21 protein-coding genes, 14 tRNA genes, 1 rRNA gene and 1 pseudogene are annotated in these 26065 nt (G+C 43.2%); 27 read left to right on the top strand and 10 right to left on the bottom strand.

The features are described 5' to 3' along the window. The first annotated feature begins 273 nt into the window (after nucleotides 1–273). The 16 genes from rrf (at nucleotide 274) to ACFSUO_RS11295 (ending at nucleotide 3343) form a co-directional block, all read left to right on the top strand. Nucleotides 274–389: ribosomal RNA gene (gene rrf / locus ACFSUO_RS11220) — 5S ribosomal RNA — on the top strand. Nucleotides 390–406: 17 nt separating this feature from the next. Continuing rightward, nucleotides 407–481, top strand: a tRNA-Asn gene (locus ACFSUO_RS11225). 1 nt (nucleotide 482) lies between these two features. After that, nucleotides 483–574: transfer RNA gene (locus ACFSUO_RS11230), tRNA-Ser, on the top strand. A gap of 17 nt (nucleotides 575–591) precedes the next feature. Next, nucleotides 592–663, top strand: a tRNA-Glu gene (locus ACFSUO_RS11235). A 64-nt stretch (nucleotides 664–727) separates the two neighbouring features. Further along, nucleotides 728–803: transfer RNA gene (locus ACFSUO_RS11240), tRNA-Val, on the top strand. Between the two features lie 19 nt (nucleotides 804–822). Further along, nucleotides 823–899: transfer RNA gene (locus ACFSUO_RS11245), tRNA-Met, on the top strand. An 86-nt stretch (nucleotides 900–985) separates the two neighbouring features. Beyond that, a tRNA-Asp gene (locus ACFSUO_RS11250) sits at nucleotides 986–1062 on the top strand. Nucleotides 1063–1101: 39 nt separating this feature from the next. Continuing rightward, nucleotides 1102–1177: transfer RNA gene (locus ACFSUO_RS11255), tRNA-Phe, on the top strand. 20 nt (nucleotides 1178–1197) lie between these two features. Then, nucleotides 1198–1283 (top strand) — tRNA-Tyr (locus tag ACFSUO_RS11260). A 10-nt stretch (nucleotides 1284–1293) separates the two neighbouring features. Then, nucleotides 1294–1367, top strand: a tRNA-Trp gene (locus ACFSUO_RS11265). Nucleotides 1368–1381: 14 nt separating this feature from the next. Continuing rightward, nucleotides 1382–1457: transfer RNA gene (locus tag ACFSUO_RS11270), tRNA-His, on the top strand. Between the two features lie 15 nt (nucleotides 1458–1472). Continuing rightward, nucleotides 1473–1547: transfer RNA gene (locus ACFSUO_RS11275), tRNA-Gln, on the top strand. Nucleotides 1548–1553: 6 nt separating this feature from the next. After that, nucleotides 1554–1628, top strand: a tRNA-Gly gene (locus ACFSUO_RS11280). A 21-nt stretch (nucleotides 1629–1649) separates the two neighbouring features. Next, nucleotides 1650–1723: transfer RNA gene (locus ACFSUO_RS11285), tRNA-Cys, on the top strand. Between the two features lie 14 nt (nucleotides 1724–1737). Beyond that, nucleotides 1738–1819: transfer RNA gene (locus tag ACFSUO_RS11290), tRNA-Leu, on the top strand. A gap of 360 nt (nucleotides 1820–2179) precedes the next feature. Then, nucleotides 2180–3343 (top strand): MFS transporter, encoded by a 1164-nt coding sequence (locus ACFSUO_RS11295; protein ID WP_382394100.1) that lies wholly within the window; start codon nucleotides 2180–2182, stop codon nucleotides 3341–3343. 100 nt (nucleotides 3344–3443) lie between these two features. Here the strand turns inward: ACFSUO_RS11295 and ACFSUO_RS11300 are convergent, their stop codons facing one another. The 3 genes from ACFSUO_RS11300 to ACFSUO_RS11310 all read right to left on the bottom strand — a co-directional run bounded on the left by ACFSUO_RS11300 (nucleotide 3444) and on the right by ACFSUO_RS11310 (nucleotide 7185). Continuing rightward, the gene (locus tag ACFSUO_RS11300; RefSeq protein ID WP_382394102.1) at nucleotides 3444–4286 is read right to left on the bottom strand and encodes an aldo/keto reductase; all 843 of its coding nucleotides are present in this window, start codon (nucleotides 4284–4286) and stop codon (nucleotides 3444–3446) included. Nucleotides 4287–4595: 309 nt separating this feature from the next. Further along, nucleotides 4596–6023: a hypothetical protein gene (locus ACFSUO_RS11305; RefSeq protein ID WP_382394104.1), complete on the bottom strand. Its 1428-nt coding sequence runs from the start codon at nucleotides 6021–6023 to the stop codon at nucleotides 4596–4598. 247 nt (nucleotides 6024–6270) lie between these two features. Further along, nucleotides 6271–7185 carry a hypothetical protein gene (locus ACFSUO_RS11310; protein WP_382394106.1) on the bottom strand — a complete coding sequence of 305 codons (915 nt, stop codon included), beginning with the start codon at nucleotides 7183–7185 and terminating at the stop codon, nucleotides 6271–6273. 399 nt (nucleotides 7186–7584) lie between these two features. On the opposite strand from ACFSUO_RS11310, the gene cax reads away from it, so the two are divergent. Next, the gene (gene cax, locus ACFSUO_RS11315; RefSeq protein WP_382394108.1) at nucleotides 7585–8649 is read left to right on the top strand and encodes a calcium/proton exchanger; all 1065 of its coding nucleotides are present in this window, start codon (nucleotides 7585–7587) and stop codon (nucleotides 8647–8649) included. 255 nt (nucleotides 8650–8904) lie between these two features. Here cax and ACFSUO_RS11320 read toward each other — a convergent pair whose 3' ends face one another. The 3 genes from ACFSUO_RS11320 to ACFSUO_RS11330 form a co-directional block, all read right to left on the bottom strand. Continuing rightward, nucleotides 8905–10512, bottom strand: coding sequence for a hypothetical protein (locus tag ACFSUO_RS11320; protein WP_382394110.1), 1608 nt, complete (start codon nucleotides 10510–10512; stop codon nucleotides 8905–8907). An 816-nt stretch (nucleotides 10513–11328) separates the two neighbouring features. Next, nucleotides 11329–12549 (bottom strand): MFS transporter, encoded by a 1221-nt coding sequence (locus tag ACFSUO_RS11325; protein ID WP_382394112.1) that lies wholly within the window; start codon nucleotides 12547–12549, stop codon nucleotides 11329–11331. A gap of 15 nt (nucleotides 12550–12564) precedes the next feature. Beyond that, nucleotides 12565–12945 carry a MarR family winged helix-turn-helix transcriptional regulator gene (locus ACFSUO_RS11330; RefSeq protein WP_382394114.1) on the bottom strand — a complete coding sequence of 127 codons (381 nt, stop codon included), beginning with the start codon at nucleotides 12943–12945 and terminating at the stop codon, nucleotides 12565–12567. A gap of 266 nt (nucleotides 12946–13211) precedes the next feature. Between ACFSUO_RS11330 and ACFSUO_RS11335 the strand changes: the two genes are divergently transcribed. From ACFSUO_RS11335 to ACFSUO_RS11360, 6 genes are all read left to right on the top strand, one after another. Next, nucleotides 13212–13865 carry a YczE/YyaS/YitT family protein gene (locus ACFSUO_RS11335; RefSeq protein WP_382394116.1) on the top strand — a complete coding sequence of 218 codons (654 nt, stop codon included), beginning with the start codon at nucleotides 13212–13214 and terminating at the stop codon, nucleotides 13863–13865. Nucleotides 13866–13933: 68 nt separating this feature from the next. Then, nucleotides 13934–15331 (top strand): tetratricopeptide repeat protein, encoded by a 1398-nt coding sequence (locus ACFSUO_RS11340; protein WP_382394118.1) that lies wholly within the window; start codon nucleotides 13934–13936, stop codon nucleotides 15329–15331. 187 nt (nucleotides 15332–15518) lie between these two features. Continuing rightward, nucleotides 15519–16667: an NAD-dependent epimerase/dehydratase family protein gene (locus tag ACFSUO_RS11345; protein WP_382394120.1), complete on the top strand. Its 1149-nt coding sequence runs from the start codon at nucleotides 15519–15521 to the stop codon at nucleotides 16665–16667. A gap of 51 nt (nucleotides 16668–16718) precedes the next feature. Then, a complete protein-coding gene (locus ACFSUO_RS11350) occupies nucleotides 16719–17873 on the top strand; it encodes a glycosyltransferase family 4 protein (RefSeq protein WP_382394122.1) in 1155 nt (384 codons plus the stop codon). 161 nt (nucleotides 17874–18034) lie between these two features. Beyond that, entirely contained in the window at nucleotides 18035–18496 is a 462-nt protein-coding gene (locus ACFSUO_RS11355; protein ID WP_382394124.1) for a GtrA family protein, read from the top strand. A 174-nt stretch (nucleotides 18497–18670) separates the two neighbouring features. Continuing rightward, a complete protein-coding gene (locus tag ACFSUO_RS11360) occupies nucleotides 18671–19627 on the top strand; it encodes a cation diffusion facilitator family transporter (RefSeq protein ID WP_382394126.1) in 957 nt (318 codons plus the stop codon). A 67-nt stretch (nucleotides 19628–19694) separates the two neighbouring features. On the opposite strand, the gene ACFSUO_RS11365 is transcribed toward ACFSUO_RS11360, so the two are convergent. Beyond that, a complete protein-coding gene (locus ACFSUO_RS11365) occupies nucleotides 19695–19859 on the bottom strand; it encodes a hypothetical protein (protein WP_382394128.1) in 165 nt (54 codons plus the stop codon). 79 nt (nucleotides 19860–19938) lie between these two features. Then, nucleotides 19939–21054: pseudogene (locus tag ACFSUO_RS11370) on the bottom strand (NAD(P)/FAD-dependent oxidoreductase). 112 nt (nucleotides 21055–21166) lie between these two features. On the opposite strand from ACFSUO_RS11370, the gene ACFSUO_RS11375 reads away from it, so the two are divergent. From ACFSUO_RS11375 to ACFSUO_RS11390, 4 genes are all read left to right on the top strand, one after another. Then, nucleotides 21167–21679 carry a hypothetical protein gene (locus ACFSUO_RS11375; protein ID WP_382394130.1) on the top strand — a complete coding sequence of 171 codons (513 nt, stop codon included), beginning with the start codon at nucleotides 21167–21169 and terminating at the stop codon, nucleotides 21677–21679. Between the two features lie 341 nt (nucleotides 21680–22020). After that, nucleotides 22021–22581, top strand: coding sequence for a hypothetical protein (locus ACFSUO_RS11380; RefSeq protein ID WP_382394132.1), 561 nt, complete (start codon nucleotides 22021–22023; stop codon nucleotides 22579–22581). 64 nt (nucleotides 22582–22645) lie between these two features. Next, nucleotides 22646–23578 carry a manganese-dependent inorganic pyrophosphatase gene (locus tag ACFSUO_RS11385; protein WP_382394134.1) on the top strand — a complete coding sequence of 311 codons (933 nt, stop codon included), beginning with the start codon at nucleotides 22646–22648 and terminating at the stop codon, nucleotides 23576–23578. Beyond that, a complete protein-coding gene (locus tag ACFSUO_RS11390) occupies nucleotides 23578–23799 on the top strand; it encodes a hypothetical protein (RefSeq protein ID WP_382394136.1) in 222 nt (73 codons plus the stop codon). The genes ACFSUO_RS11385 and ACFSUO_RS11390 overlap by 1 nt, the downstream gene beginning before the upstream one ends. Before the next feature lie 331 nt (nucleotides 23800–24130). On the opposite strand, the gene menC is transcribed toward ACFSUO_RS11390, so the two are convergent. Both menC and ACFSUO_RS11400 read right to left on the bottom strand, forming a co-directional pair. Next, the gene (menC, locus tag ACFSUO_RS11395) at nucleotides 24131–25246 is read right to left on the bottom strand and encodes an o-succinylbenzoate synthase (RefSeq protein WP_382394138.1); all 1116 of its coding nucleotides are present in this window, start codon (nucleotides 25244–25246) and stop codon (nucleotides 24131–24133) included. Between the two features lie 16 nt (nucleotides 25247–25262). Continuing rightward, a complete protein-coding gene (locus ACFSUO_RS11400; protein WP_382394140.1) occupies nucleotides 25263–26057 on the bottom strand; it encodes a GNAT family N-acetyltransferase in 795 nt (264 codons plus the stop codon). Nucleotides 26058–26065 lie beyond the last annotated feature (8 nt).

Below are 26065 nucleotides of genomic sequence, written 5' to 3' on the forward strand. Positions count from 1 at the left end.
ACGATGAGGTTGATAGGTCCGGGGTGGAAGCGTGGTGACACGTGCAGCTGACGGATACTAATCGATCGAGGACTTAACTAATCATTATGTCGCTTGAATAACGCTCTTATTTAGTTTTTAGGGTGTAACTTTTTAAAATTTACCCTTGATTTTTTCTAAAAAACCTTTATAATGTTTATTGGCATGAAGAAATCAGCCGATCACTTGGTTACGGGAGTGGCTTTGACTACTCACTTCTACCTTGCGGATGGCAAAACCATTAACAAATTCAGGTCTGGCGGCAATAGCGGAGAGGATACACCTGTTCCCATGCCGAACACAGAAGTTAAGCTCTCCAGCGCCGATGGTAGTTGGGGCCTTGCCCCTGCGAGAGTAGGACGCCGCCAGGCAATTCCATTTGGATTATTCCACAGTAGCTCAGTGGTAGAGCTATCGGCTGTTAACCGATCGGTCGCAGGTTCGAATCCTGCCTGTGGAGCCATGGAGAGCTGTCCGAGTGGTCGAAGGAGCACGATTGGAAATCGTGTAGGCCGCTATCGTGGTCTCGAGGGTTCGAATCCCTCGCTCTCCGCCATTGAGATTTTAAATCCTGGCCCGTTGGTCAAGCGGTTAAGACACCGCCCTTTCACGGCGGTAACACGGGTTCGAGTCCCGTACGGGTCATCACCTATTTCAAGGATATAGATGTAAGCATGTCATTTACATGCAATCGCACATCCTGTGCGTCGGAGGATTAGCTCAGCCGGGAGAGCACTTGCCTTACAAGCAAGGGGTCGCAGGTTCGAACCCTGCATCCTCCACCATATTTCTTCTTATTCATATCGCGGGGTGGAGCAGTCTGGTAGCTCGTCGGGCTCATAACCCGAAGGTCGCAAGTTCAAATCTTGCCCCCGCAACCAAAATAATTCAATTCACTACGCCGAATAGACATCAATGTTAATTGAATATAGTAGTGCTTTGGAGTGCAACCAAAATGATTTAATCTGGTCCGGTAGTTCAGTTGGTTAGAATGCCTGCCTGTCACGCAGGAGGTCGCGGGTTCGAGTCCCGTCCGGACCGCCATTTTAAAAAGTATAAATAATACATAGAATGTTATTTCACGGCTCGATAGCTCAGTCGGTAGAGCAACGGACTGAAAATCCGTGTGTCGGCGGTTCGATTCCGTCTCGAGCCACCATTTTGAAGTTAAGTCAATATGGAGGGGTAGCGAAGTTGGCCAAACGCGGCGGACTGTAAATCCGCTCCCTCAGGGTTCGGGGGTTCGAGTCCCTCCCCCTCCACCATTTATTTCATAGGGGTATAGTTTAATGGCAAAACGAAGGTCTCCAAAACCTTTGATGTGGGTTCGATTCCTACTACCCCTGCCATAATTTACATTATGGCGGTCGTGGCGAAGTGGTTAACGCACCGGATTGTGGCTCCGGCATTCGTGGGTTCGATCCCCACCGGTCGCCCCATTACAATTATTATATTGGGCTATAGCCAAGCGGTAAGGCATCGGGTTTTGATCCCGTGATTCCCAGGTTCGAATCCTGGTAGCCCAGCCATTACAAGCGGAAGTAGTTCAGTGGTAGAACACCACCTTGCCAAGGTGGGGGTCGCGGGTTCGAATCCCGTCTTCCGCTCCATTTTCTTTTATCTTTCCTTTTGGCGGTATAGCCAAGTGGTAAGGCAGAGGTCTGCAAAACCTTTATCACCGGTTCGAATCCGGTTACCGCCTCCAAAATTGAACTATACGCCGATGTGGCGGAATTGGCAGACGCGCACGACTCAAAATCGTGTTCCTACGGGAGTGTGGGTTCGAGCCCCACCATCGGTATCTCCATAAACGTTATTATGACGGCGTTCTAGCGGACTAGGACGTCGTTTTTTCGTGTCTTTTCACGGAAGATTGTACGAAAATTAGTCGTATGCCTAAACGTCTTTCCTTTGTATGAACAGAGGGGAGGCATTTTTCTACGGGCAGCCGTAGAAGCAATGACTTAACACCGTCGTAGTTCAAATCTGTCAGACGTTGAAGAGCTCCCGTTTCACCTGGTGGCGGACTCGGCGCTGTCGTTGGCTGCATTAAACGAAACGGAAAACGAATCTAGCATTATATGATATAATAAATTCTGATTTGACTAGACTAGTTAATGTTGACAGTAATATTTGTTACAACAATAAGGGTGGAATTATATTGAAGTTAAATAAAGTACTACCTACTCTTTTTTTAGTTATGTTTCTTGTCATGGTTGGCTTTGGGATTATTATTCCGGTCCTCCCATTTTATGCAGAGGAACTGGGAGCCACACCTACTGAACTTGGGTTACTAATGGCTGTTTATTCGTTCATGCAGTTTATATTTGCACCAATGTGGGGGCGGATTTCTGACAGAGTTGGTCGTAAGCCGGTGATTATGATCGGTATTTTTGGACTCTCCCTATCTTTTTTCATGCTGGCGCTGTCTGCAAATTTATGGATGCTATTTGCTGCCAGGATTATTGGCGGTATATTATCAGCTGCAAATATGCCAACGGTGCAAGCTTATGTTGCAGACATAACGGCAGATGAAGAACGTGGGAAGGGAATGGGAATCATAGGGGCTGCCACTGGACTTGGTTTTATTTGCGGGCCGGCAATTGGCGGGGTTTTCACAAATATAAACTTACAAGCCCCTTTTTATATATCCGGGATTTTATCATTCTTAACAATGATTCTGGTTTTATTTGTGCTAAAAGAATCAATACATCTTTCAACAAATAAAGCCACACCGAAAAATAAATTATCATGGGCAAAAGTTTTTCGTGGACCATTATCGATGCTATATTTTCTGCAATTTTTTATTTCACTGTCGTTATCCGGTCTAGAAGCAACGTTTGCTTATTTTGCAGCAGAAACGGCAGGACTTGGTGCCGTCACATTAGGTTATATTTTTATGATTATGGGACTGGCTAGTGCAGCTGTTCAAGGATCAATGGGAAGATTAACAAAAAAATATGGGGAAGCGGTCATTATTCAGATGGGTATTCTCATTTCAGCGATTGGTTTTGGACTTATCCTTTTCACCCAAAACTTCACTACTGCTGCTATTTTCCTGGCCGTCTTTGGCATCGGAAATGGTGTAATCAGGCCTAGCGTTTCTTCCTTACTAACAAAGCAAAGTAAAACAGGACATGGAATTGTAACTGGATACTTATCTTCATTTGATTCACTCGGGAGAATTATAGGACCCGTGCTGGGAGGACTACTGTATTCCATCACTATTGGTTTACCTTATATTTCCGGTGTTTTCCTATCCTTTATGGCATATACCCTATTTCAGGTTTATTCCTCCAAGTCGAGGCAGGCAGAAACTCGCTAAGCATCTGTCAAACAATACTTCATAAATGATGTTTTACATTGGTTGCTCTTCCGCTAGCGATATAGCGAAAGAGCAGCCTTTTGTTTTTTAATAGATTCTCTTAGAATTCTTCATAAACAGCAGGATCCTGATTATTCATACGGCCATCCGGGCGTGTCAGTTTGTCGAATGCCACCATATCATCATTATCCAAATTAAAATCAAAGATTGACAGGTTTTCCAGTTGTCGTTTTGGTGATGCGGATTTTGGAATAGGTACAGAACCGAGCTGATAATGCCAGCGCAGGATAACCTGTGAAGCAGTCTTGTTATGTTTGTCCGCGACTAGTTTGATCGTATCGTTACTGAATACATCATTCGTACGCGCTAACGGACTCCACGATTCAGTTGCCACACCGTGTTCATCGTGCCATTGGCGTTGCTGTTTCTGATTAAAGAAAGGATGAAGCTCGACTTGATTAATGCTTGGCAGTACGCCTGTCTCTTTTTCAAGCCGTTCCATGTGCTCCGGCAAAAAGTTCGAAACACCGATGGAGCGGATCAATCCCCATTTTTTTGCATCAATCAGGGCTTGCCATGCTTCAACATAGTGATCCTGATTAGGATTTGGCCAATGGATCAGATATAGATCATAATAATCCAGGCTAGCCCGGTAAAGTGATTCTTGAATAGCCTTCACAGCTTTCTCATAAGTATGGTAACGTCCAGGAAGTTTCGATGCAATGCGCAATTCCTCCCGTGGTACGGATGTCCGCTGTAGTGCTGCCCCGACTGTCCCCTCATTTTCATAATTGTAGGCTGAATCAATCAAACGATAGCCATTGTCAATCGCACCGGCAATAGCGGCTGCACCGTCATTTCCCCACAGTTTATACGTCCCGAAGCCAATTGCCGGTATACGCGTGCCGTCATTCAGTGTGATTTCAGGTATCTGGCTTGTCATTATTTGCCTCCCTCTGTTTTTTGGATATCTGCTCTAAACTTGGTGTATATGCTAATATACTACCATATTGTCATTAAGGTTGTTATTATAACGCCTATGAACGGCCATGTTACAACCGGGAGCTTTTAAAGTGGTGTTTGGATTCAACCGGAGTGTACGATCAGCATCTATCACAAGGCCATTTCGGGTTCAAGCATCAGTTTTGAGGGGGGCATTATAAAATGGCATCCCGTACGAAACAGGATGCCATTAATTCTTAGGTAAAATCCTCCTATCGAGCATTCAAGGAGAATATATCAACAATGACTTTTAGAAGAACAGCAATGCACAAACCATTGTAACAAGAAGACCAATGATGACAGGGATAAAGCTTTTTCGGACTAGGTCAATGACGGATATTTTGGCAAAGCCTGCGATGGCGATGATTGGTGACCATGCGACAAGTGTACCGCCGCCTACCCAAATGGCACCGATTTGGCCGATGGAAGCAAGTGTTGTTGGGTCCATTCCCGTTGATGAAGCCAATGCTTCTGAAAGCGAACCGATTAATGGCAGGGCAGAGAATCCAGACCCATCAAGACCGGAAACCATCCCTAAAATCAACACACCTAATGCTGTGAAGAAGCCGTTATTTGGAATATACGCCTGACTTTCCTGAACTAAGTCAAATAGGAAAGAAGGTGTCGTTTCTGGGTCTGTACCGAAAATCTGACCTGCCAGCTCGCCGCTTCCAATAAAGAAAAACGCGGCAACAGGGATAACGAGACCCATTACTTTAAAGGCAAATACGAAGCCGTTAACGATATGATCGCTAACTTCCTGTAACGTTTTTTTGTAGTCGCGGAACAGTGACATGATAATAATTAAGAGGATCGCTGTACCGCCAACAAGGGAAGAACCAGCCCCTTCTTCAATTGCTGGTACGACATCAGAGAATGTTGCCACAACTACATACGTGACAATGACTACAAAGATTGCAGGAACGAGAAAAGCAAACACTGGACTGTATTTACCTTTTTTAACTTCGGTTTCATCTGCACTAATGTTTAAGTCATTGTCTCCGCTATGTTCCCATTCGGTAAGGTTTTGTTTCGCTGGTTTTTTAATGGATTTGCGAACAATCAAATAAGCAATGGTTAGAGAAACTGCCCCGGTAACCAGGGACAAAATTAATGTTTGCTCCCCAATAGCACTAGCTTTAAGTACACTGCTGCTGGAAGCAGTTAATTCGGGTGCAACTTTCAGAATAAAGTCGGATGATAGTGCCATCCCATGACCAGCAAGTGAAATCGCAACCGCAGCCCCGATTGGTGAAAGTCCAGCTTGAATAGCTACTGGAATTAATAGTGCTCCAATCAGTGGAACTGCTGGTGCTGGCCAGAAGAATAACGATAAAAAGTACGTGACGACGACAAGTACCCAAAAAGATAATGTTCCGTTTTTCATTACTTTTTGGAAAGGAAGAACCATTTGCTCCTCAGCGCCAATTGACTTAATTGACCTTAGCAGTGCTGTCATAATTGCGATGATTAAGAAGATGTTAAACAGCTCAGCTGCGGCAGTTAAGTTTGCATTGAAAATTGCCTGAATACCATCCATGAAAGACCCAGTAAAGGACCAAGCGACGAAAAAACTCATGACTAATGCCGGAACGACAACATTTTGTCTGAACAACATCGTTAGAATGATCAACAATGTCCCAGCTAAATATAACCAATGTGCCAATGTTAATTCCATGATTAATATTTCTCCTCCAGGAATATAGAAATAAATCAACCACTTTCCAATGACAGCATATGTGGCTTTTTAGGCGGGTGTGAATGCCTGAGGTTAGGACGACGACCGGTTAACAAGACCGTCTTATGATATTTAGCACATCAAGTGCCTCTTGGCGGTGTTAACAGAAAGAATCGATAACAAAGTGAAACGAACCTACCTTCACATCGTTGTCCGTGATACGAATGAGCCATAATGAAGCTTCACTTTATTCAATTGTTTTGAAATGGCTTAATTTGAAAGCGACCGAGTTTGAAAATCTAAAACTTAAACATTCTCCAAGTAAACGAATAGTTAAAACATCCTCACCTTCCCTATAGATATCCTCTAAAATTGGGTAGACAAATTTGTCAAAATAAGGTTTTTTGATCTTTTGGGGAATGTTTTTTTGATACCTGATTTTAAGAAGTTTACAAATTCTGTTCCAGCACTCTTCTGCTTTTTCTTGATTGACCCTTAGCTCTTCTGCTCTTTTTTGTCTTGCGATTGTTTCTTGCCTTACTTCTTCTTTTGCTTGACTATGGCCAAGTTTCAATAAAAATTTAATGTCCATCTTTCCAACTTTTTGTTCGAGTTCTATTGGATATTCAGTAACAATAAAATCTCCAATAATATCATCATCATAAATTAATTGTGCAATCTCAGATGCTGTCTGATATTGTCCTGTTAATGTTAAATACTGGTTTGTTTTATTTGCTTCTTGTTCTCTTAACTTTGCATATTCAAGAAGTAGTTCATTTTCTTCTGCCAAAAGTTGTGCGATTGTTTCTTCCACTTGTATAGCAACCCATGACCCCGTGAAATCATGCAGCTCACTTGAGTAATAGTCATGAAACATACCCATTCCGTCTACAAAAGACGGATGGCTTAAACCATTATATTCATTTTCTATAAAACTATCTAAAGATGTATAATCTTTAACATTAAATGTGCTTTTTGTATTGTTGGTTTCACCGGATGTATCCCATGGCGGATCAAATTCAAACGTAATATCTGTTCTTGTTCGAGTTAAAAATACTTTTGAAATCCAGACTGCCACTTGTTGAATATATTTTTGATTATTCTTATTTGCATGTTCAGCAGTTCTTTCTATTAATAAATCGATTAATTCCTGCTTAACCATAAACAGATCACCTCAGAAATGAAAGAGTATAGGACTGTGTATTATGTTCACCTTTTTTTATTATACTTTAACTTTGATAAAAAAGGAGATGTAAAAATATAAACAACATAATATTCTGCATTATGTTAAAATACAGGATGTAACAACAGAGAAGCCAATCTTGTAAAATTGATTTTTGAAAGGAAGAATAAACTTAATGCTTAGGGTTGTTGTATCAGGGGAGGGTATTGTTTCGTGATTGGGAAATGATGTAGAAACCCTGTGGTATAACATCAATATGGGGAAGTCCGGCATTAAGCGGCTTGAATCGAAATAATCTTGTTTAAATTGCTCCCTGTTCATAATATCACCCTTATATGGTTATTCTATTTTTAACGGATAAGGAAGGCAGGGATCTGAATGATGGATAAAATATTAACAGTTCTAGGCGTGATTGGAGTGCCAATCTCAGTCGCTGGATCCATCTTTCATTGGTCAGCTTTAATCATGTTTATCGTGTACTGTTTAACAATTATTGCTTTAGCTGCTATTATCGGAAGGGCGACTGAAAGCCTGGCAATCGTTATGGGACCGAGAATAGGCGGTTTACTCAATGCGACGTTTGGTAATGCTGTGGAACTGATTATTTCGATTTTTGCGCTTAAAGCGGGGCTTATTAGTATTGTTTTAGCCTCATTGACGGGGTCGGTATTGGGAAATTTACTTCTTGTGGCCGGTCTTTCTTTTTTTGTTGGTGGTTTGAAATATAAACGCCAATCTTTCAACGTGCAGGAGGCACAGCATAACGCAGGACTGCTTATTTTTGCTGTCATTGTCGCATTTGTTATTCCAGAAGTATTTACACATACGATGAATGACCAGGAAACAATGATCATTAGCGTTGGTATTTCCATCATTTTAATCCTGTTATATTTGGCAGCGCTGCTATTTAAATTTGTAACACATCGCGGTGTTTACCAGAATAATGATAAAACAAATGGGAGCCATCAGGAAGAAGAAAATCCAGAATGGGGCAAAATAAAAGCAATGGTGATATTGGCAATTGCAACTATAGCTGTTGCCTATGTCTCAGAACATCTTGTTGACACATTCGATGTGGTCGGAGAGGCGTTTGGATGGTCAGAATTATTTATTGGCGTTATTATTGTAGCAATCGTTGGAAATGCTGCAGAACATGCATCAGCAGTCATCATGGCTTATAAAAATAAAATGGAAGTAGCTATGGAAATTGCTGTCGGCTCAACACTTCAAGTAGCAATGTTTGTTCTGCCGATTCTTGTTTTGCTGTCACTTATCTTTTCAACATCGATGTCACTTGTTTTCACGTGGCCTGAATTAATTAGTATGGTGGCAGCAGTATTGTTGATGACTATACTTTCAAATGATGGCGATTCAAATTGGTTTGACGGAGCAGTATTATTGTCCGCTTATTTAATAATGGGGATTGGTTTTTATTTTGTGTGAGATTCACACTATGCCCTGAATTTACTACACAACCCGCCGCTTATTACCTCATAAGAGAGTGAAGCGGCGGGTTTTTCATTTAAAGTAACAGGTACCAGGACCTGCGGTATTGTGCTGTTTTGGAAAAAGAAAGTTCCTCTTTGTACAGTGACGATTCACCCATATTGAGATGCAAATAAGCTGTGTGTGTCAAAAAATTTCAGCTTCCTGGACCTTTCACGATATCGTTCATTTCCTTATTGAAAACGAGAAGTTTTATGATTTCGGATTAAGAATGTATTCCTGCAGTAAATCCACGTTATTTACGACAGCTTTGCAAAATCTGTTAATACTAATCTCTTCTGCTTTAATACCAAGTATACATAGGACAGCATTGATCATGTCCGTTTGATAGAGGTTTTCGATATAATAGTCCCATGTTTCCTTCCGTATATGGAAATAGGTATTCGCTTTGATAAGCTTCTGTATTTTTTCACGATCAGTATTACGATGGAATTCATCAAACAAATCGCTGTTATTTTTTATGAACTCACTGATAAATTCCTTTAATCGTTTGATACCATCCTCAATGCGGGGATGTAAATGATCCTCTTTTTTCCAGAGAATTAGATAATCCGGATCATCAATTGTATATTCTGGGCTTTCGGATCTTTCTTCAGCCGTATCTTCCATCAGTCTCGAAAAAAGTTCAGCAGTAGTATCAAGTTCCCTGTCATTCTCGTTTTTTTCATGGTTTAACAGGGGTTCAATCTCAACTAAATGTCCGAGTTTGGACTGTAGAATTGCTCCAACGTCATCAAGGGACAGATTTGACTTTATGTGCTCCTGAAAGCCCGACATTTTTATTAATGCCTTTCCGAATTGTGAATGAACTGTTTCAGGTTCTTCACTTTCCGGGTCATTATGTGCGAGTGGCATTACATTCTCCGCATAATTTTCCCCGCCAATCCACCCCATCGATAAAACAGTCTCGGCAAAATCCTTTGCGTTGTAACGGCAACCATCCGGATCAAGAACACCAATATCGCAAGCTGTTTCAATACCAAACCCAAGATTAAAGAAACTGCTTAGTAAATCATGAAATCCAGCCATATTAACATCGTATTCATTAAATCGTTCTGTATAATACGCGCTAATGGTCGATGGGCAAAATTGATCCCGCACAAATTCGCCCAAAGCAAAATTATTTTCATGCATAATTAATCTCATAAACGATTTTAGTGCAGTAACATCATTCCGGACGATATCTCTTATGCGATCCAGCAATCTTTTGTTATTTACCCGCTCCGTTAATTGTATCGGTTTATGAAGGATTGTATTTGCCCAATCGATTGCCTTTTTCATTTGACCGATTGATATATCACCCTGAACTGCCACCTGTTTCGGAAACCGGCTTTCAAGAAGACAGGCTACCGCCAGCAAATAAATATGATATGGCAATCCTTGTGTTTTACCATCAAACACACGCGTGCTGTTTACAGGAATACGAAACTTTTCCTGATTATGAAACACTTTCTGATTTATCAACGCGGCTAAAATATCATCGCTGTGTTCATTCGTATTTATTTCTTCACGATAACTTTCAATATTCCTGAATAGACTAAATGATTCTGCAGACAGCATCGTATTGTAATCGCCAAATACATGCCATCCCAGGTGAAATTCCTTGTTGTAGCCGATTTCTATTTCCTCTTCTTTCGGACGATGAACATATCTCCAGGGAACTCCGTATGTTTCGTTGTCAATCGTACTATCCATGAACGGGTAGGCGTTGATTAAATCCAGGGATTCCTGGTAAACACGCTCCCACTCTTTTTTGCCAATATTGTCCGGTAAAATATCCATAAAAATATAAACGCCCATTTTGTGCTCCTCCTATTTTTAAAATATTCACAAATTTGACTTCACACGACTAAGCGCTGCCGTATTACATAAGAAATTTCTGGGTCTGCCTATTGCAAATTGTTCCGTGTCATAAGGATGGCCCTTCGTGATGGGAGTTGAAATCTTAAAGGATCTAAAACAGAGAGGTTTCGCGTCGATGTTTTCTGACATTATTATAGCACAGTCACACGAATCGAACAAATGTTTTGTTAAAAATTCTCTGGTGCGATGGAAGGGAGCATCATGCCACTCCTTGTAAACTTTTTGGAAAAATGATGACACCAAATACAATTTTCATTCGATTAGTAGGGTGAAAGGAGAATAGTTTCTTATTGGAAAGGGGCAAGGCTTTCGACGCACAGGACGTACTAGTGTCGGTGTTGCAACAGGACGTTGAGACCTTAGTCGACCGGTCCTTTTTATCCTTTTTGACACTTACTATAAGTAACCAATCAAAATTGCAGTGAAAATTAAAAATCAAGGAAAATCCAATTGCGGATTCCTTGATTTTTAATTTGTATGGCTAACCACCTTAACGCCTTTTGGTGAATTTTAGGGGGGCGTCATTATAAAACTATCCTATTTAAGACCGATTTCGGCGATGTCTTTCTTTACCACCTTTCATGGCGTTTAATTCCTCTTTGTTCTTGTTTTTTTTCTTTTTACCTTTATCAGTACTCATTGAAACCCTCCTTTTCCCTTAGTCTGAACTGAAGTACACAAATAATGTAAAGGAGAAATCAGGAGTCGGTTTGAATCAGGGAAGAGGTGGCGTACCAATCATATTTCTATAACTCATTCCGCTTTTGTATTTGGTGTGCCAGAGCTGAGGCTCCTCAAAACTGAGCTTTCTTTTCTTCCATGCATAAAGTAATAAAGAGCCGTCGTTAGGAAAACCAGCACACCCATTAAAATATAAAGGTTTTGGTATCCGATTAATGGGATGATGAATCCGAGCAAGTACGGTCCAAACCCAAGTCCGGCATCGAGTGAGATATAGTAGGTTGATGTTGCCAGCCCTACCCGTTGGGGCGGTGTTACTTTCACTGCAATGGCTTGGGTGGTTGATTGCATATTACCAAATCCGAGGCCAATAAGAACGCCGGCTAGTAGCAGGGTAATGCCGGTTTCTGCTGTACTTAAAAGCAGTAATCCCGCTGCGAATAGGAAAAAAGCTGGATACATGACGGAGTTTGCTCCCTTCAAGTCCATTAATCGTCCTGTGAATGGGCGTGAAATTAATATTGCGACTGCATAGACAACAAAAAACAGACTTGCCATTTCGACCAGATCAATTTCAACTGCATAAAAGTTAATAAATGAAAGGACGCTGGAGTATCCAAGGGAAATAATCAGTACGACGAACGCAATCGGCAATGCACTTGGTTCTATGAAACTGGAAAGCTTCCATTTATTTGTTTCAGTATCTTTTACCGGTTTATCGGCTACTGGAACGTTTAAAAAGATTGCAATTAAGAAACTAATGATTCCCAAGGCAAGACAAAAGCTAAAAATCGACTGATAACCAGTATGCTGACTCATGTAGAGTCCAATGAAAGGGCCAATTGCTGTAGCTAGTGTAATGCTCATGCTGTAAAAGCCGATTCCTTCCCCTTTTCTTTCTTCCGGTATCACTTCGGCGACAATTGTACCTGTTGCGGTGCTTGCCATCCCCAGTGCAATTCCATGCAATAAACGGGTAATTAACAGAAACGTGATTCCTGTATTAATAAAATATAATATGGAAGTAAGAATGAAAAAAATCAGTCCAGCAAATAACATTCGCTTATTGCCAATTGAGGTGACCATACGCCCAATAAATAGCCTTCCGATTAACGTTCCGATAATAAAAATGCCGGTTACAAGCCCAGCCTGGCTTTCGGAAACATGAAATTGCTCGACTGCATAGACAGCCATGGTTACTAATAATAAATAAAAAACTAAGTATAGGAAAAAATTAGCGGACGATACAATGATAAAGTCTTTCGTCCATAATTTAGATTTAGATGCATTCACCAAAAAACAATCTCCTTACATAAGATTTTTTCGAATTTGTTTTATTATCCGGATGGTTTCCAGTTGTTCGTCTTCTGATATACCTGTTAGAAGCTCTTGTTCAAATTGGTCAATGGTGCTACGGACATTCTCATAAATCGTTCTGCCGAGCTCTGTCAGCTGCATTCGTTTTTCGCGCTTATCCTTGCCCTTGATCTGCTCTACATAATTGAATTCTTCCAGGCTGTTGAAGGTTCTTGTAATAGTCGGTTTCTCTACACCCTGGTAATGGGAAATCTCTACATGTGTTGCAGATCCATAATTATACAAGTAGTACAAAATCGTCCATTGAGCACGATGCAGGTTATGCTTGCTCAGTTCCACATTAAGCTGATTTTCAAAAGGGCGATACAACATGATCAGTTGATGAAAAAAATGTTGTCCGGTTTTTATGGAAAGCACCTCCTCATTAGTTATCACGGGTAATTGTTAACGAGAGTAACTTTATCAGGGTATCAATAACTATAAAAATTGTCCAGTTTTTTTATTGGTTTGTTTAAGGGAGACAAATACAATACGCTAAACAGGGATTGAAAAATAACGACCCCCCACCAGGAATCAGTATTCTAATATGTTATAATAATATTTCCATAATTGTTTATTTAGAAAGAAGGCTGATTCCTGTGGTACACGTATTTCGCTGGTTCGTTTATTTTATCGGGATCATGATTTTCAGTTTGGGTATAACGGTAACGATTAACATGCAGCATTTGGGTATTCACCCGTGGGATGTGCTGAATGTGGCGATGTTTGATATCGCTGGTCTGACAATTGGGTCCTGGCAGATTATGATTTCCTTTGTACTGATTGTTATTTCCTGGATACTGGATAAATCATACATTAAGATTGGCACATTTTTGAATGCTGTTCTTGTTGGGGCATTTGTGGACAGTTATATGTGGCTTGATTTCCTTCCGAAAGCTACCGGACAATGGTGGGCTGATTCGTTGATTATAACCGCCGGCATCGTGATTATGGGGTTTGGTGGCGGTATCTATAATGCTGCAGGGGTCGGATCCGGACCGCGCGACGGGTTTATGCTTTCGATTTCTGATAAAACTGGTGCATCGATTGGCAAAGTGCGCATGATTACGGAGAGCGCCGTTCTCGTAATCGGTTTGGTACTGGCCGGTCCTGTATTTGTTTTTACATTTATTTTCACGTTCATCCAAAGTCCGTTGTTCCAATTCAGTTACCATCAGATGTCTCGTGTGGTTGATGCATTTTCTGTCGCGCGCATGAATAAGCAATATACTAAGTCCAATAGCATCGGGTAGAACCCACATTCCTTAGTGTACTTCCATCTTAATATGTTATAGTGTATGAAAAACAGGGGGGAGAAAAGATGAATCAAGATCAGTTTCTCATTTATAGCAGTCAGAAAAAGCCCATACAGTTAAAGGCAGAAAGGATAACGTTATATCGACAAGCTGAAATAATTGAGGCGGTGAGCGAGAATAATGAAATATATTACCTGTTTTTCTATAAATATCACTTCCTCACCGCCGCAAAAGCAAAAAAGCTGAGGCGTTATTCGTTTATGGAGTCCGCCTTTAAACACGGTATGGTATTTAATGCACCTCATCCGTTTATCGATGTACTGCTTTCCTCCAACCAACCTTGTCGTATTTCTAACTTTAAGCCTTTAATGAAAGAATTAGATAGGCGGTATTCCCTTCCTGAAAAAGCATTTATTCTTACATTTTTTGAATCATTTATATCTAAAAAAAAGCTGTTCGACGAGATAAAGTCGATATTCTACATCTACCGCCGGAGTGGGAAGAATTTTAATGGGTATCAGATTATCCGCATACTAATGGACTTTGCTCCCAACCATAGCTTTGTCAGGCAGATGTCCAGCGACAAAAGCTTCAGCCAGTACAGGGACCAATATGACCGTTTCGATGAAGCTATATTGTCCGCTGACCCTGTGTACTTTGAGAAAATCGCTTATGCCAATAGCGATGATGATATCTATTTTCAAAAACTGATCGCCCGCTTCGACCAATCATCTCGCTGGATTGATTTGCTCGCTTTATACTCTATTCACTTTTCTAAAAATCCTTCCACACATGTTTATGAATCGCTCACCAGAATTGCTGTATCCCATTTCAATGCACATCAGATTATGCAATTGCAGGAAAAACTGTACCACCATTCGCCACACTTTGCACCGCTGGAAAGGGAACTTTTGACCCGGTATGCGGAAGCGAATGATGTGGAAAAGGTGCTGACAATGCTTAACGGTCTTGATACAGAACTGCAAGACGAACAGTATACCGCGATTAGGGAGATGCTTCATCACTTGGATCTTCAAAACCATTCAATGCCGCCAGAACTGCTTCCTGCACTGGTTCGGTCCATTACGTTTTTCGATCAGGAGCCGGCGACTGAATTGCTGCACACCTATATCTCCATATTACTGGCGGACTATGAGCCAGGATATATTAAGTCGTTGCTGCAGCCATTTATTGATAACCGAAGCATTCACCCACTTTATTTGAAAATGGATAGAATGAACCGGTTTTCTAATGATCTGGAGCAAATGCAGGCGCTTGGAGAGCTGTATGATGAATTCGGGCAGCCGTCAAAAGCGATTGAATGTTTCAGCTGGGAAATGGAGCTGAAACCGGATGACCCGGCACCGTTAAAAGGATTGTCCAAAGTATACGGGGAAATGGGAAATGAACAGGAAGCAAAAGCGTACAGGACATTGTTGAAAACAATTCAGAGGCAGGCCTGATTAACATGGTGATGCAGCCGGATTCGTTAAGAATTTTGACTGTATTTTGCTGCATGATTTGTAATATAGCTCGTAACATGGTAATTTTTTATGAGAGGATGTGCTTGGAGATTGTGTTTTTTATGGCTTGTTCACCATAAAAGGTGAAACGGCATAAAAAGCAAAAAATGAAACTGGAGGTAAAGACATGAGAATTATAGTAGCAGGGGGAGACGGTTTTTGTGGGTGGCCGACAGCTTTATACTTATCAAAGCGGGGTCATGATGTCGCAATTATTGATAATATGATTAGAAGAGAAATGGATAATGAATTGCATTCTAATTCACTTACACCTATCGCTTCACTTGAAGAGCGGGCGGCTAAGTGGGAAGAATTGACCGGCAAGGAAATCCGTACCTATGATGGAGATTTAAACCATTATGACTTTTTGCGGCAGGTTCTAAAGACGGAACAGCCGGATGCGTTTGTACATTTTGCTGAACAGCGCTCGGCTCCATATTCGATGATTGACAGGGAACATGCGGTATTTACGCAGACAAATAATGTTGCGGGAAACCTGAATGTTCTTTATGGCATTAAAGAGATTGTACCTGATTGCCATTTAATCAAGCTGGGCACTATGGGCGAATATGGAACGCCGAATATTCCGATTGAAGAAGGGTATATTGAGATTGAGCACAAAGGCAGAAAAGATGTGCTTCCGTATCCGAAGCAGCCGGGATCTTTTTATCATCTTTCCAAAGTGCATGACAGCCATAATATTACCTTTGCCTGTAAAATCTGGGGAATTCGGGCAACGGACTTGAACCAGGGTGTTGTATATGGCCTTGAAACGGAAGAAACGAAGATGGATCCGCTTTTAACCAACCGCCTGGACTATGATGGTGTCTTCGGTACGGCCTTTAATCGCTTTATTATTCAGGCTGCCATCGGACATGATCTGACGGTTTATGGCAAGGGTGGTCAGACACGCGGCTTTTTGAATATCGAGGATACTGTCCGCTGTATCGAGATTGCTGCGGAAAATCCGGCAGATAAAGGAGAGTTCCGGGTGTTCAACCAGTTCACGGAAGAATTCTCGGTCGGAGATCTCGCTGAAAAAGTGAAAAAAGTGGCCCATGAAGAAGGATTTGAGACGGATATCGCGCATCTCGAAAATCCACGGGTAGAACTGGAAGAGCATTTCTTCCAGGCGGAAAACACCAAACTGCGTGACCTTGGCCTTGAACCGCACTTGCTTGATGATAATGTCATCAGAGAAATTCTTCATACCGTCGTGCAGCACAAAGACCGGGTCATTAAAGAAAATGTCATGCCGCAAGTATCGTGGAAATAGGAAACAGCAAATTTTACGCTAGGTAGTTTTACCGATGAGGAAGTGTCGTAATTGAAAATTGCTATTGTCACAGAAACATTCTTGCCCTCCACAGACGGAGTGGTCACCCGTTTAAAAGCATGCATCCGCTATTTTCAAAAAGAAGGACATGATGTTCGGGTCATTGCACCGGACCTTGGCGTGTATGAATTTGAAGGGGCGGAAGTGAAGGGGGTCCCGGCCAGGACACTCCTTCTTTACCGTTCCAAAAAGTTTGCGCTGCCAACCCGAAAAGTGAAGAAGCTGCTGGAAGAATACGATCCGGATGTCGTCCATGTCGTGAATCCGGCACTGGTCGGCATGGCTGGTGTCTATTATGCCAACAAGCTCGGGTACCCGATGCTGGCTTCATTCCACACACAGGTCCCGAAGTACGCAGACTATTATAACGTTCCAATGTTCAAAGGATTTCTGTGGTGGTACTTCCGCAAACTTCACAACCAGGCGGAACTGAACCTGTGTACGTCAGAAGCGGTGAAGGAAGAATTACTGGAACAGGACTTTCACAATGTGCACGTATGGAAACGTGGAGTGGACACGGAATTATTCCATCCGGATAAGTATGATAAAGACATGCGGGACAGGCTTTCGAACGGACGGCCGGATAAAAAGCTGCTGCTGTTTGTCGGCCGCCTTGCTCCGGAGAAGGAAATTGAAAAGATCAAGTCTGTGCTGGATTCTTCCGATGAGTTTGCGCTGGCGATAGCTGGAGATGGACCGCACCGCCAGACGCTGGAAAAGCATTTTGCTGGAACAGATACAGTGTTCACCGGGTTTATGCACGGGGAGGAGCTTGCAAAGGCATATGCATCCTCTGATGTGTTTGTATTCCCGTCGACAACAGAAACGCTTGGACTCGTCATTACAGAAGCGATGGCATCAGGCCTTCCACTCGTTGCAGCCAAAAGTGGTCCGACTTGTGAGCAGATTGAAGATAATCGGACTGGACTCTTGTATGATAAGGATAAACAGGGTGATTTCACGAATACGGTTTTGCGTTTTGCGGACGAAACATTGCGTAAACGGCTGGCGAAAAATGCCCATACCGATATAGCAGAAATGGGCTGGGAGGCGCAGTCGAAACAAGTGCTCGATTACTATAAAGCAATTGCCGGAATAGAAGGTATGACGTTAAAGCAGAATAATGTTAATCCTTCTAGTTTGTAAAGCAGGAATGGAAGCTGGGCGACAAACGTGCGTATCAGGAAATTTGCAAAAAGTTAGTGTTACCGGATGTCCATGTTCAACCGGCTTTTTGCATCCATTGCCGGTAAGACAGGGTGCCTTCGGATAATCCTGACAAAACAGGCTTATGAAGAGGAATAGTCATGGCACAGAATAAACAAAAACGAGGTCCCATGCAATTTCTGCAGTTTGGTGTCATCGGTTTTGCCAACGCAGCAATTGATATTGGGACATTGAATCTTTTACTGATATTATTTCATACGGACGATAGAGGAATGCTTTTACTGTATAATACGATATCTTATATACTGGCTGTGGTGAACAGCTACTATTGGAATGCGAGTATCACATTCAAACGATCGGCTAAAGGGAGCAATCGCCAGCGGATATTGTTTATTGTTCAGGGGCTGGTAAGTCTTGGTGTGAGCAATCTCGTCTTTCTCGGTGCTAATGAACTCCTGCAACTTATCGGGACCAATAATTGGCTCCGTTACAACGTCGCCAAAGGGCTGGCCATGTTCCTCTCGTTTTTGGCAAGCTTCTTCATGGTTAAATACTTTGTTTTCCGGGACTATGGAAAACGGTATATTGATGAGAAAAACTGAGCTATTCACAGTTCAGTTTTTTTTGGCTGAAACAGCTTGCGCGGGCACATGAAAAATCTGGCCAGCAGGCGGAATCCGATTAGGAGCCCGTTAGAGAATCTTTTCCCATGTATAGAATCCCATGACAAAACAATCCTACCTAATAACAGCACTTATCTGTCAGGAGGAACGGTTATGGGTTTATTAGAGCGTATCAAAAAGGGGAATACATCTTCAGGTCTCGCTGCTCTCGGCAACACGTTTCTGGCTGCTATTAAAGGAGTTGCAGCCTTTTTCAGTGGGAGCGGTTCCATGTTCGCGACAACCATGCATTCACTGGCCGATGCGGTCAACCAGGGTTTTGTCTTTTTTGGAAGCGTCCTGGCGGAAACACCGCCATCCAAGCGGTTCCCGACAGGTTTTGGCAGGGTCATTAACATATTTTGTATGGTTGCCGTTGTTGTTGTGACGATAATGGCTTATGAAACGATTAAAGAGGGATGGCATCTGTTCCGGAACCCGCCCGATTCAGGGAATATCTGGCTGAATGTCGGGGTACTTGTCGCCTCCCTTATCGTTGACGGTTATATTCTCATTAAAGCAATGAAAGAAATTACAAAGGAAACAGACAAGGATCATGATGGGTGGATACTGCCGCGTGCGTTCAAAAGCGCGCAAAAGGCGGCCCCCGCAACTCGCCTTGTATTTTATGAGGATCTTGTCGCTACGTCCGGTGCCGTGTTTGCTCTGTTTGGTGTATTGCTGGCCCAGGTTTTCGGTGTGCTTAGAGCGGATGGGATTTTTACGATGCTGATCGGCGTGCTTATGACGTTTGTTGCCTTCCGAGTCGGATATGATAATATGGTTGGGTTGATTGGCGTTTCAGCACCGGCGGAGATTGAGAAAAAGATTGCCGATATGCTGCTGGAACATGAAAAAGTGGTCGATATACATGAGATACGAGTTATACAGGAAGGGCGTAATTACCATGTAGAAGGTACGGTTGAGCTTGAAAAAGGGCTGTCATTAGCTGAGGCAGATGATATAAAATTCCGGTTGAGTGAAAAGCTGCTGCGTACCTCCGAGATAGCTGATGTCGTCCTCGGTATCATTGAGGATGATGATAAAAAGTCAAGGAAACAAGAAAGTTAAGAATGTTTTTATAAGGCTTGGGCATAGGTAAAAGGGAATCAGCAGCGTACTGATTCCCTTTCGTATTTCATGACAACTGACCGTATACAGTTTGCATCTCGGTCTGAGCAGGCTGGGATGTATCACGATCGACATCAAAGTTGATCATGACATTTTTTAGAAAAAACCAGCCAAAAATCAGAATGGCCAACGTAATGGCAACAACAAGCAGAACAACTTTTTTACTGTTCACAGTGATCCCCCCAATTATCCCTGTCATCAGATTAGCAAAATCATGTATGACTGTAAATGAAGAGCGTCCGGAAGCAGATTTAGTTCCCGATTGCGCCAGCCACATCATAGTCAGCCAGATTGATTTCCGTTTCTTCTCCAAGAGCAAGGCTGGCCAGCTGCTGTCCGACATAAGGGCCGGTTGTGAGTCCCGAAGAACCAAGGCCATTGGCAGCGAGGAGACCGTCGACTCCAGGGACCGGACCGATCACGGGCAAAAAGCCTGGCGTATGCGGACGGAATCCGACGCGAGCCTCCAGAATGGTGCTGTCAGTAAGGCCCGGTGCAATCTCCAGTGCTTTTGACAGGATTTCATTTACACCGCCGGCAGTAATACGGCTGTCAAATCCAGCATGATCCTCATGTGTTGCACCAACGAGGATCCGGTCATCCCATGTCAACATGAATTGGTCATTAGGCGGCATAACGACGGGCCAGTCAGCTGTATTCACGTTTGGGGTCTGTAAATGCAGGATTTGCGCTTTTAAAGGTGTGACATGAAACTGGATATTCAAGGGTTTCAGAAGCTCGTTCATCCAGACGCCGCATGCGGCAATCACTTGATCACATTCGATTGTTTCGCCGTTAGCGGTGACCCCTGTTACTGTAGATCCGTTTTGCAATAAATGCGCATTTCCATTTACCATTTTCGCCCCACGTTTTTGTGCACCGCGTATAAGAGCATTTCGTATGGCTCGCCCATTGACCCGGGCGCCTCCGCCGACATGTACCGCTCCATAGCTATCATCGAGATGCGGGAATACTGCTTTGGTTTCATTTGGGTCGAGAAGGGTGACATCGCCAATTTCCGGCGCATCATCACGGCGTTTAAGTGCACGTTCTTTCATAGCAGCCAGTTTTTCCTGATTGGTGTGGATGCTGATGGCTCCGGTTTGTGCATAACCCGTATCGGTTTCGCCATCGGCAGCAAGCTCGTCAATCAGTGACGGATACATACGTGCGCCACCCTTGGCAAGCTGATACCACGCTTTATTCCGGCGCTGGGAAAGCCATGGACAGATAATGCCTGCCGCCGCATCTGTCGCCTGGCCAGTATGATGCTTGTCAATAATGGTAACGTCAGCACCTGCTTTCACAAGTTTATAAGCCGTTTACGCACCAAGGACGCCCGCCCCTATCACAATATATTTTTTCATGGAAAAATCCTTTCTTTTCTCTTCAGCTTCTTCAACTATAAGAAAAATAAAGCTGAAAATAAAGAAATAACTTGTTATGATCAAATTAGTACGGGAAAGGGGATGTATAGGCATGAATGAAAACCGGATTGCCAAAATATTATTTATGATTGGAGCAGCACAAATAGGGGCAGGGGTGATTATCGGTCTCTTGCTGATAATGGAACCTGGAGCGAATTGGACGATGTTTTTTTCTTTTACACTCGGCGGTTTTGTGTGCGGGATGCTGTTTATCGGATTTGCCGAGAATATTCGCCTGCTCCAAAACATTTATGATATGCTGAAGCCAAAAGAAGCAAGTGAAAAATTGGCCGGCTCACAAAAAGTGCATGACACCCCAGACCGAGACAAGCCGGATCAGTGGGAGCTAGAAGAAAGTGAAAAGGAAAAAATATACGACTACTACCAGGATGAGTCCATTGTTGAGATTGTTCCTGCCCCAGAAGAAAACCATTGTCTGGTCAGATTTAGAAACGGAAATGAATATTTTGTAAGGGTTGTTTACGTCAGGGGATTTGAAGTGGAGGAAATAGACAATGGAACAACCAGACAGTCCATCATTAAATGGTATAATGAAAATTTTTAAATGGATACTGGGTCAACACCAAAATCTATGGTTGAAATGAATGAGTATGGTACTAACTAGCGGAGGAAAAACACGGAGACTCCTGTGGGAATGCGCAGTGTGAAGACCCCGCAGAAAAAGCGATCTTCTTTTTCGAGGAGGCTGAGGACAAGCCCACGGAAAGCGTAGTGTTTTTCCGAAGCGACTGCTTACATCAAAATGACATCTAATTTGTCAACCATAGATTTTGGTAAACAGCCTGGATACTTTTTGAACATCCTCTTTTAGTATTATACTAAAAAATGTGTACCTTATATGTCATACTATAAGAAGCAACAGTCAGTTACGTTAGGAGTGTCTCTGTGCGAAAACGGAAAGGCTTATCGATGGGATGGTTCGGCTGGACATTGACAAGTGTGGTTGCCGTAACACTTATTGGGTCATCCCTGTTCTTTTTTAATATATTGGATTTGAACTCGTTCTCTGCTGCCGGCGGGAACGATGACAAGGGAACAGAAAAAGATGACATTTCACAGGAAACCGTGGAAAAAGTAGAGGAAGTCCGGGATACGGTCGGCAAGGAAAATGAGGATATTGGCGCATTCATTTCGGAATCACATGATTTTTATAACGAGACGACAGGATATGGCGGCATTTCATCGCTTGACTGGGAGCGTCAGCAGGAGAAGGCAACGAAAATAGCGGAAACCGCTGAGGAAAAACTGGCATCTGTGGAGGATGAGGCGCTGAAGAAGGATCTGGAGCATATACAGGAGCTCGCCAAAGCCGCAGCAAATGAGAAAGAAACAGGCCATGTCCGTGAACTGCACCGTATGTTTCATGACCTTGATGTTGCACTAAATGATTATAATGCTTATGATAAAATATGGAACGTGACGGAAACATTGCAAACAACAAATTAGTGTTCAATCGACATATTTTTATGATAATCTATTGGATGGACGATAAAATAAAGGAGTAATGAATATGGCTAAGACACTAATTTTTGGACATAAAAGTCCTGATACAGATACCATCTGCTCTGCCCTCGTTTATGCCGATCTGAAACAACAGCTTGGCATGGATGCAGAGCCCGTAAGACTTGGTGAAGTCAATAAGGAAACACAATTTGCACTTGACCATTTCGGTGTTGAAGCACCGCAGCTTATCGAAAAAGTAGATGATGATGTGACGGACGTTATCCTCGTTGACCATAATGAATTCCAGCAGAGTGTGGACAATATCCAGGACGTACGCATTTCCGAAGTTATTGACCACCATCGTGTTTCTAACTTTGAAACGAAAGAACCGCTGTACTTCCGCGCTGAGCCGGTTGGATGCACAGCAACAATTCTGAATAAAATGCATAAGGAAAACGGTGTTGTTGTTTCTAAAGAAAATGCGGGTCTTTTGCTTTCGGCCATCATATCCGATTCACTTCTTCTTAAATCACCAACTTGTACGCAAGTGGATGTGGACGCAGCTTATGAATTGGCAGAGATTGCCGGTGTGGACCTTGAGACATATGGGCTGGATATGCTGAAAGCAGGAGCGGATGTCAGTGACAAATCCGCACTCGATTTCGTTACCATGGATGCGAAAGAATTCACGATGGGCGATGCAAAAGTACAAATCGCACAAGTGAACACCGTTGACACAAACGAGATTTACCAAAATCAAGCAGCTATTGAAAAAGAAATAGAACAGATCATCAATGACAAAAATCTTGATTTGTTCCTATTTGTAGCAACCGGCATCCTGAACAACGATTCCGACGTGCTCGCACTGGGCAGCGCAAAAGACAATGTTGAAAAAGGATTCAACGTTTCACTTGATGCGGACAATCGTGCAATTCTAAAAGGAGTCGTCTCCCGTAAAAAACAAATCGTTACCAATCTGACGGAAACGTTCACCAACTGATGGACCGAGGCCAGCATCTGGCTGGGAGTCACTTGCTGTATGACGAATTGGATCTGGCAGATTTCCATCATGGAAAACATCCCTGCTCCTATCGGGAGGCAGGGATGTTTTTCGTGATGTTGTTTTGTGGTGACGGAGTGGGAAAGGATACACTGCCCGAGACGACAATTGACCGCTGTCTGGTTGATATTCGTGTTGAACGGACTGATATTTCGAGGTGACCGGTCGATATCTTCCGGCTACCGGTTGATATAAGCTGAGCTCCGGTCGATAACTCCCGGTTCCCGGTTGAAATATGCTGAGCTCCGGTTGATATTTCCTGGAAACCGGTTGATTTTTTTCCCAGGACCGGTTGCTATATGCCGTTACCGGTTGATACCTGTCTCCATCAGGTTGAGATAACCCACATAAACTGGTCGAGATCCCCCACGCAAAAGTTAAAAACCAGCCGAACTGGTTGAAATCCACGCGCAAATCAGGCTGATGCCGGCCATGGTCACCTCATTTTCCCGGTCTTCTGGTACAAATAACCCATCAGGTGCAACTAACCCCTCACAACGGAAAAGTTTCTTCGCTGACAGTAAATGATTCCAGTGCCTCATCATCAATTTCATAGCCGATGCCCGGCTTGTCTGGAACGGCGATAATACCATTGGCAGCCGTCACTTCGGGCTTAATGATGTCTTTTTTCCAGTAAAGAGCCGAGCCCGCTGTATCCCCCGGGAGGACGAATTGCGGAAGGGTGGTCAGGGCGATATTTTGCGCTCGGCCGACCCCGGCTTCCAGCATGCCGCCGCACCAGACGTCAATACTATGCTCTCTGCAGTAGTCATGAATTCGCTTCGCCTCGGACAGCCCGCCGACTCTGCCAATTTTAATGTTAATGATTTTGCAGCTGCCCAGTTCAATCGCTTTTCTTGTATCGTTCAGTGAATGAATGCTTTCATCAAGGCAGACCGGTGTCGCTAATGCTGCCTGCAGCTGAGCGTGGTCCGCGATATCATCGTGGGCCAGTGGCTGTTCAATCATCATTAGTCCAAGCTCATCCAATTTTTTCAAGTGTTCTGTATCTTGTAATGTGTAGGCGGAATTAGCATCAGCCATAATTGGTGTGTCTGGAAAATGTTTCCTTACCTCTTTTAGGACATCATAATCCCAGCCTGGCTTGATTTTGATTTTAATCCGTTTATACCCCTCGCGGACATGCTGATCAATCGTTTGGAGCAGGTCATCCACTGTCGGCTGTATCCCGATACTGATGCCAACATCGATTTCTTGTCTACTGCCGCCAAGTGCCTCGGCAAGCGGGATTCTTTTCTGTTTAGCGTAAAGATCCCAGACGGCACCTTCCAAAGCAGCCTTGGCCATGTGATTGCGCTTTATCGGCTTGAAAACTTCCAAGACATCGTTGGGGTGATTAATATTATTTTCCCGCAGCAGGCCGATTAGGAAATCTTTCATGACGTGATGATTGGTTTCAACTGTTTCTTCACTGTACCATGGGCTTGTGAATGCAACCGACTCGCCAAATCCGCGTCTGCCTTCATCATCGAACACTTCCGTGATGAAAAACTCCTTTTCCTGGAGTGTCCCGAAACTGGTTGTGAATGGATTGGTCAGCGACATTTTCAGTCTTCTCAGTTTTATTTGCTTCATTGGTATCGTCATTGATTATTCCCCCTGGTTAGCTTTTGTTCTTCTTCAAAAAATAATAATAGCTGATTTGCTGTGCATTGTCGCGCAGGATGTCATATGCGATAAATCCGGCAGCAAATAATTCTCTGAACACATCCCCGGTTACGTCCCGCCATTTCCTCGCTAGTTCCACATTTTCCTGTTTGATTGTCTGGAAGTTTTCCGGAATGGGAACGAACCAGCTGTCTTCACGAACGTCAAAAACGGCAAGATTGGATACCGGTTCACCGCTCTGCTTTAGGCGGATCAGCAGCCGGTTTGTGTCGATTTCCGCTTTCGTTGGCTCTTCATCTTTTGTAAGGTCCCACTCAATCTGGAACCGGTCCGTCCGTAAACCTTGATTCAGCTTATCCGTCATCGTTCCATAGTAATTCGGCTTGTAATGGGCACCGGTTGCTCGGAGCTGGTGTAAATTCAAATAGGCGTTCATACTCTCGAGCGGGTCATACGTCCAGGTGATCATCGGGTAGCCTTGCTGCCGAGCGAGGCTGTACTGCTCGCGCTTCATTTTTTTCCCGAGTCCCTGTTTCCGGTATGCAGGCAAAATTCCGAGCATGTGGGAGCAAAGGTATGGCCGCTCTCCATCAAAACCTGCAAAGCTGTAGAGAAATCCGATCATTTTCTGCCCGTCAAAAGCACCAAGGATAATACCACCATTATTCATGGCGGTATATGTTTGGTGAACAGGGTTGGGGGACATGGCCCATACAGCCTGTTCGACTTCTTGCATATGGTGTAGTTCGTCCATTGTCGTCAGCTGCTTAATGGTGATTGATTCTGTCATTGGTGGTT

Source organism: Lentibacillus juripiscarius (assembly GCF_042685205.1).
Lineage (GTDB): Bacteria > Bacillota > Bacilli > Bacillales > Amphibacillaceae > Lentibacillus > Lentibacillus juripiscarius.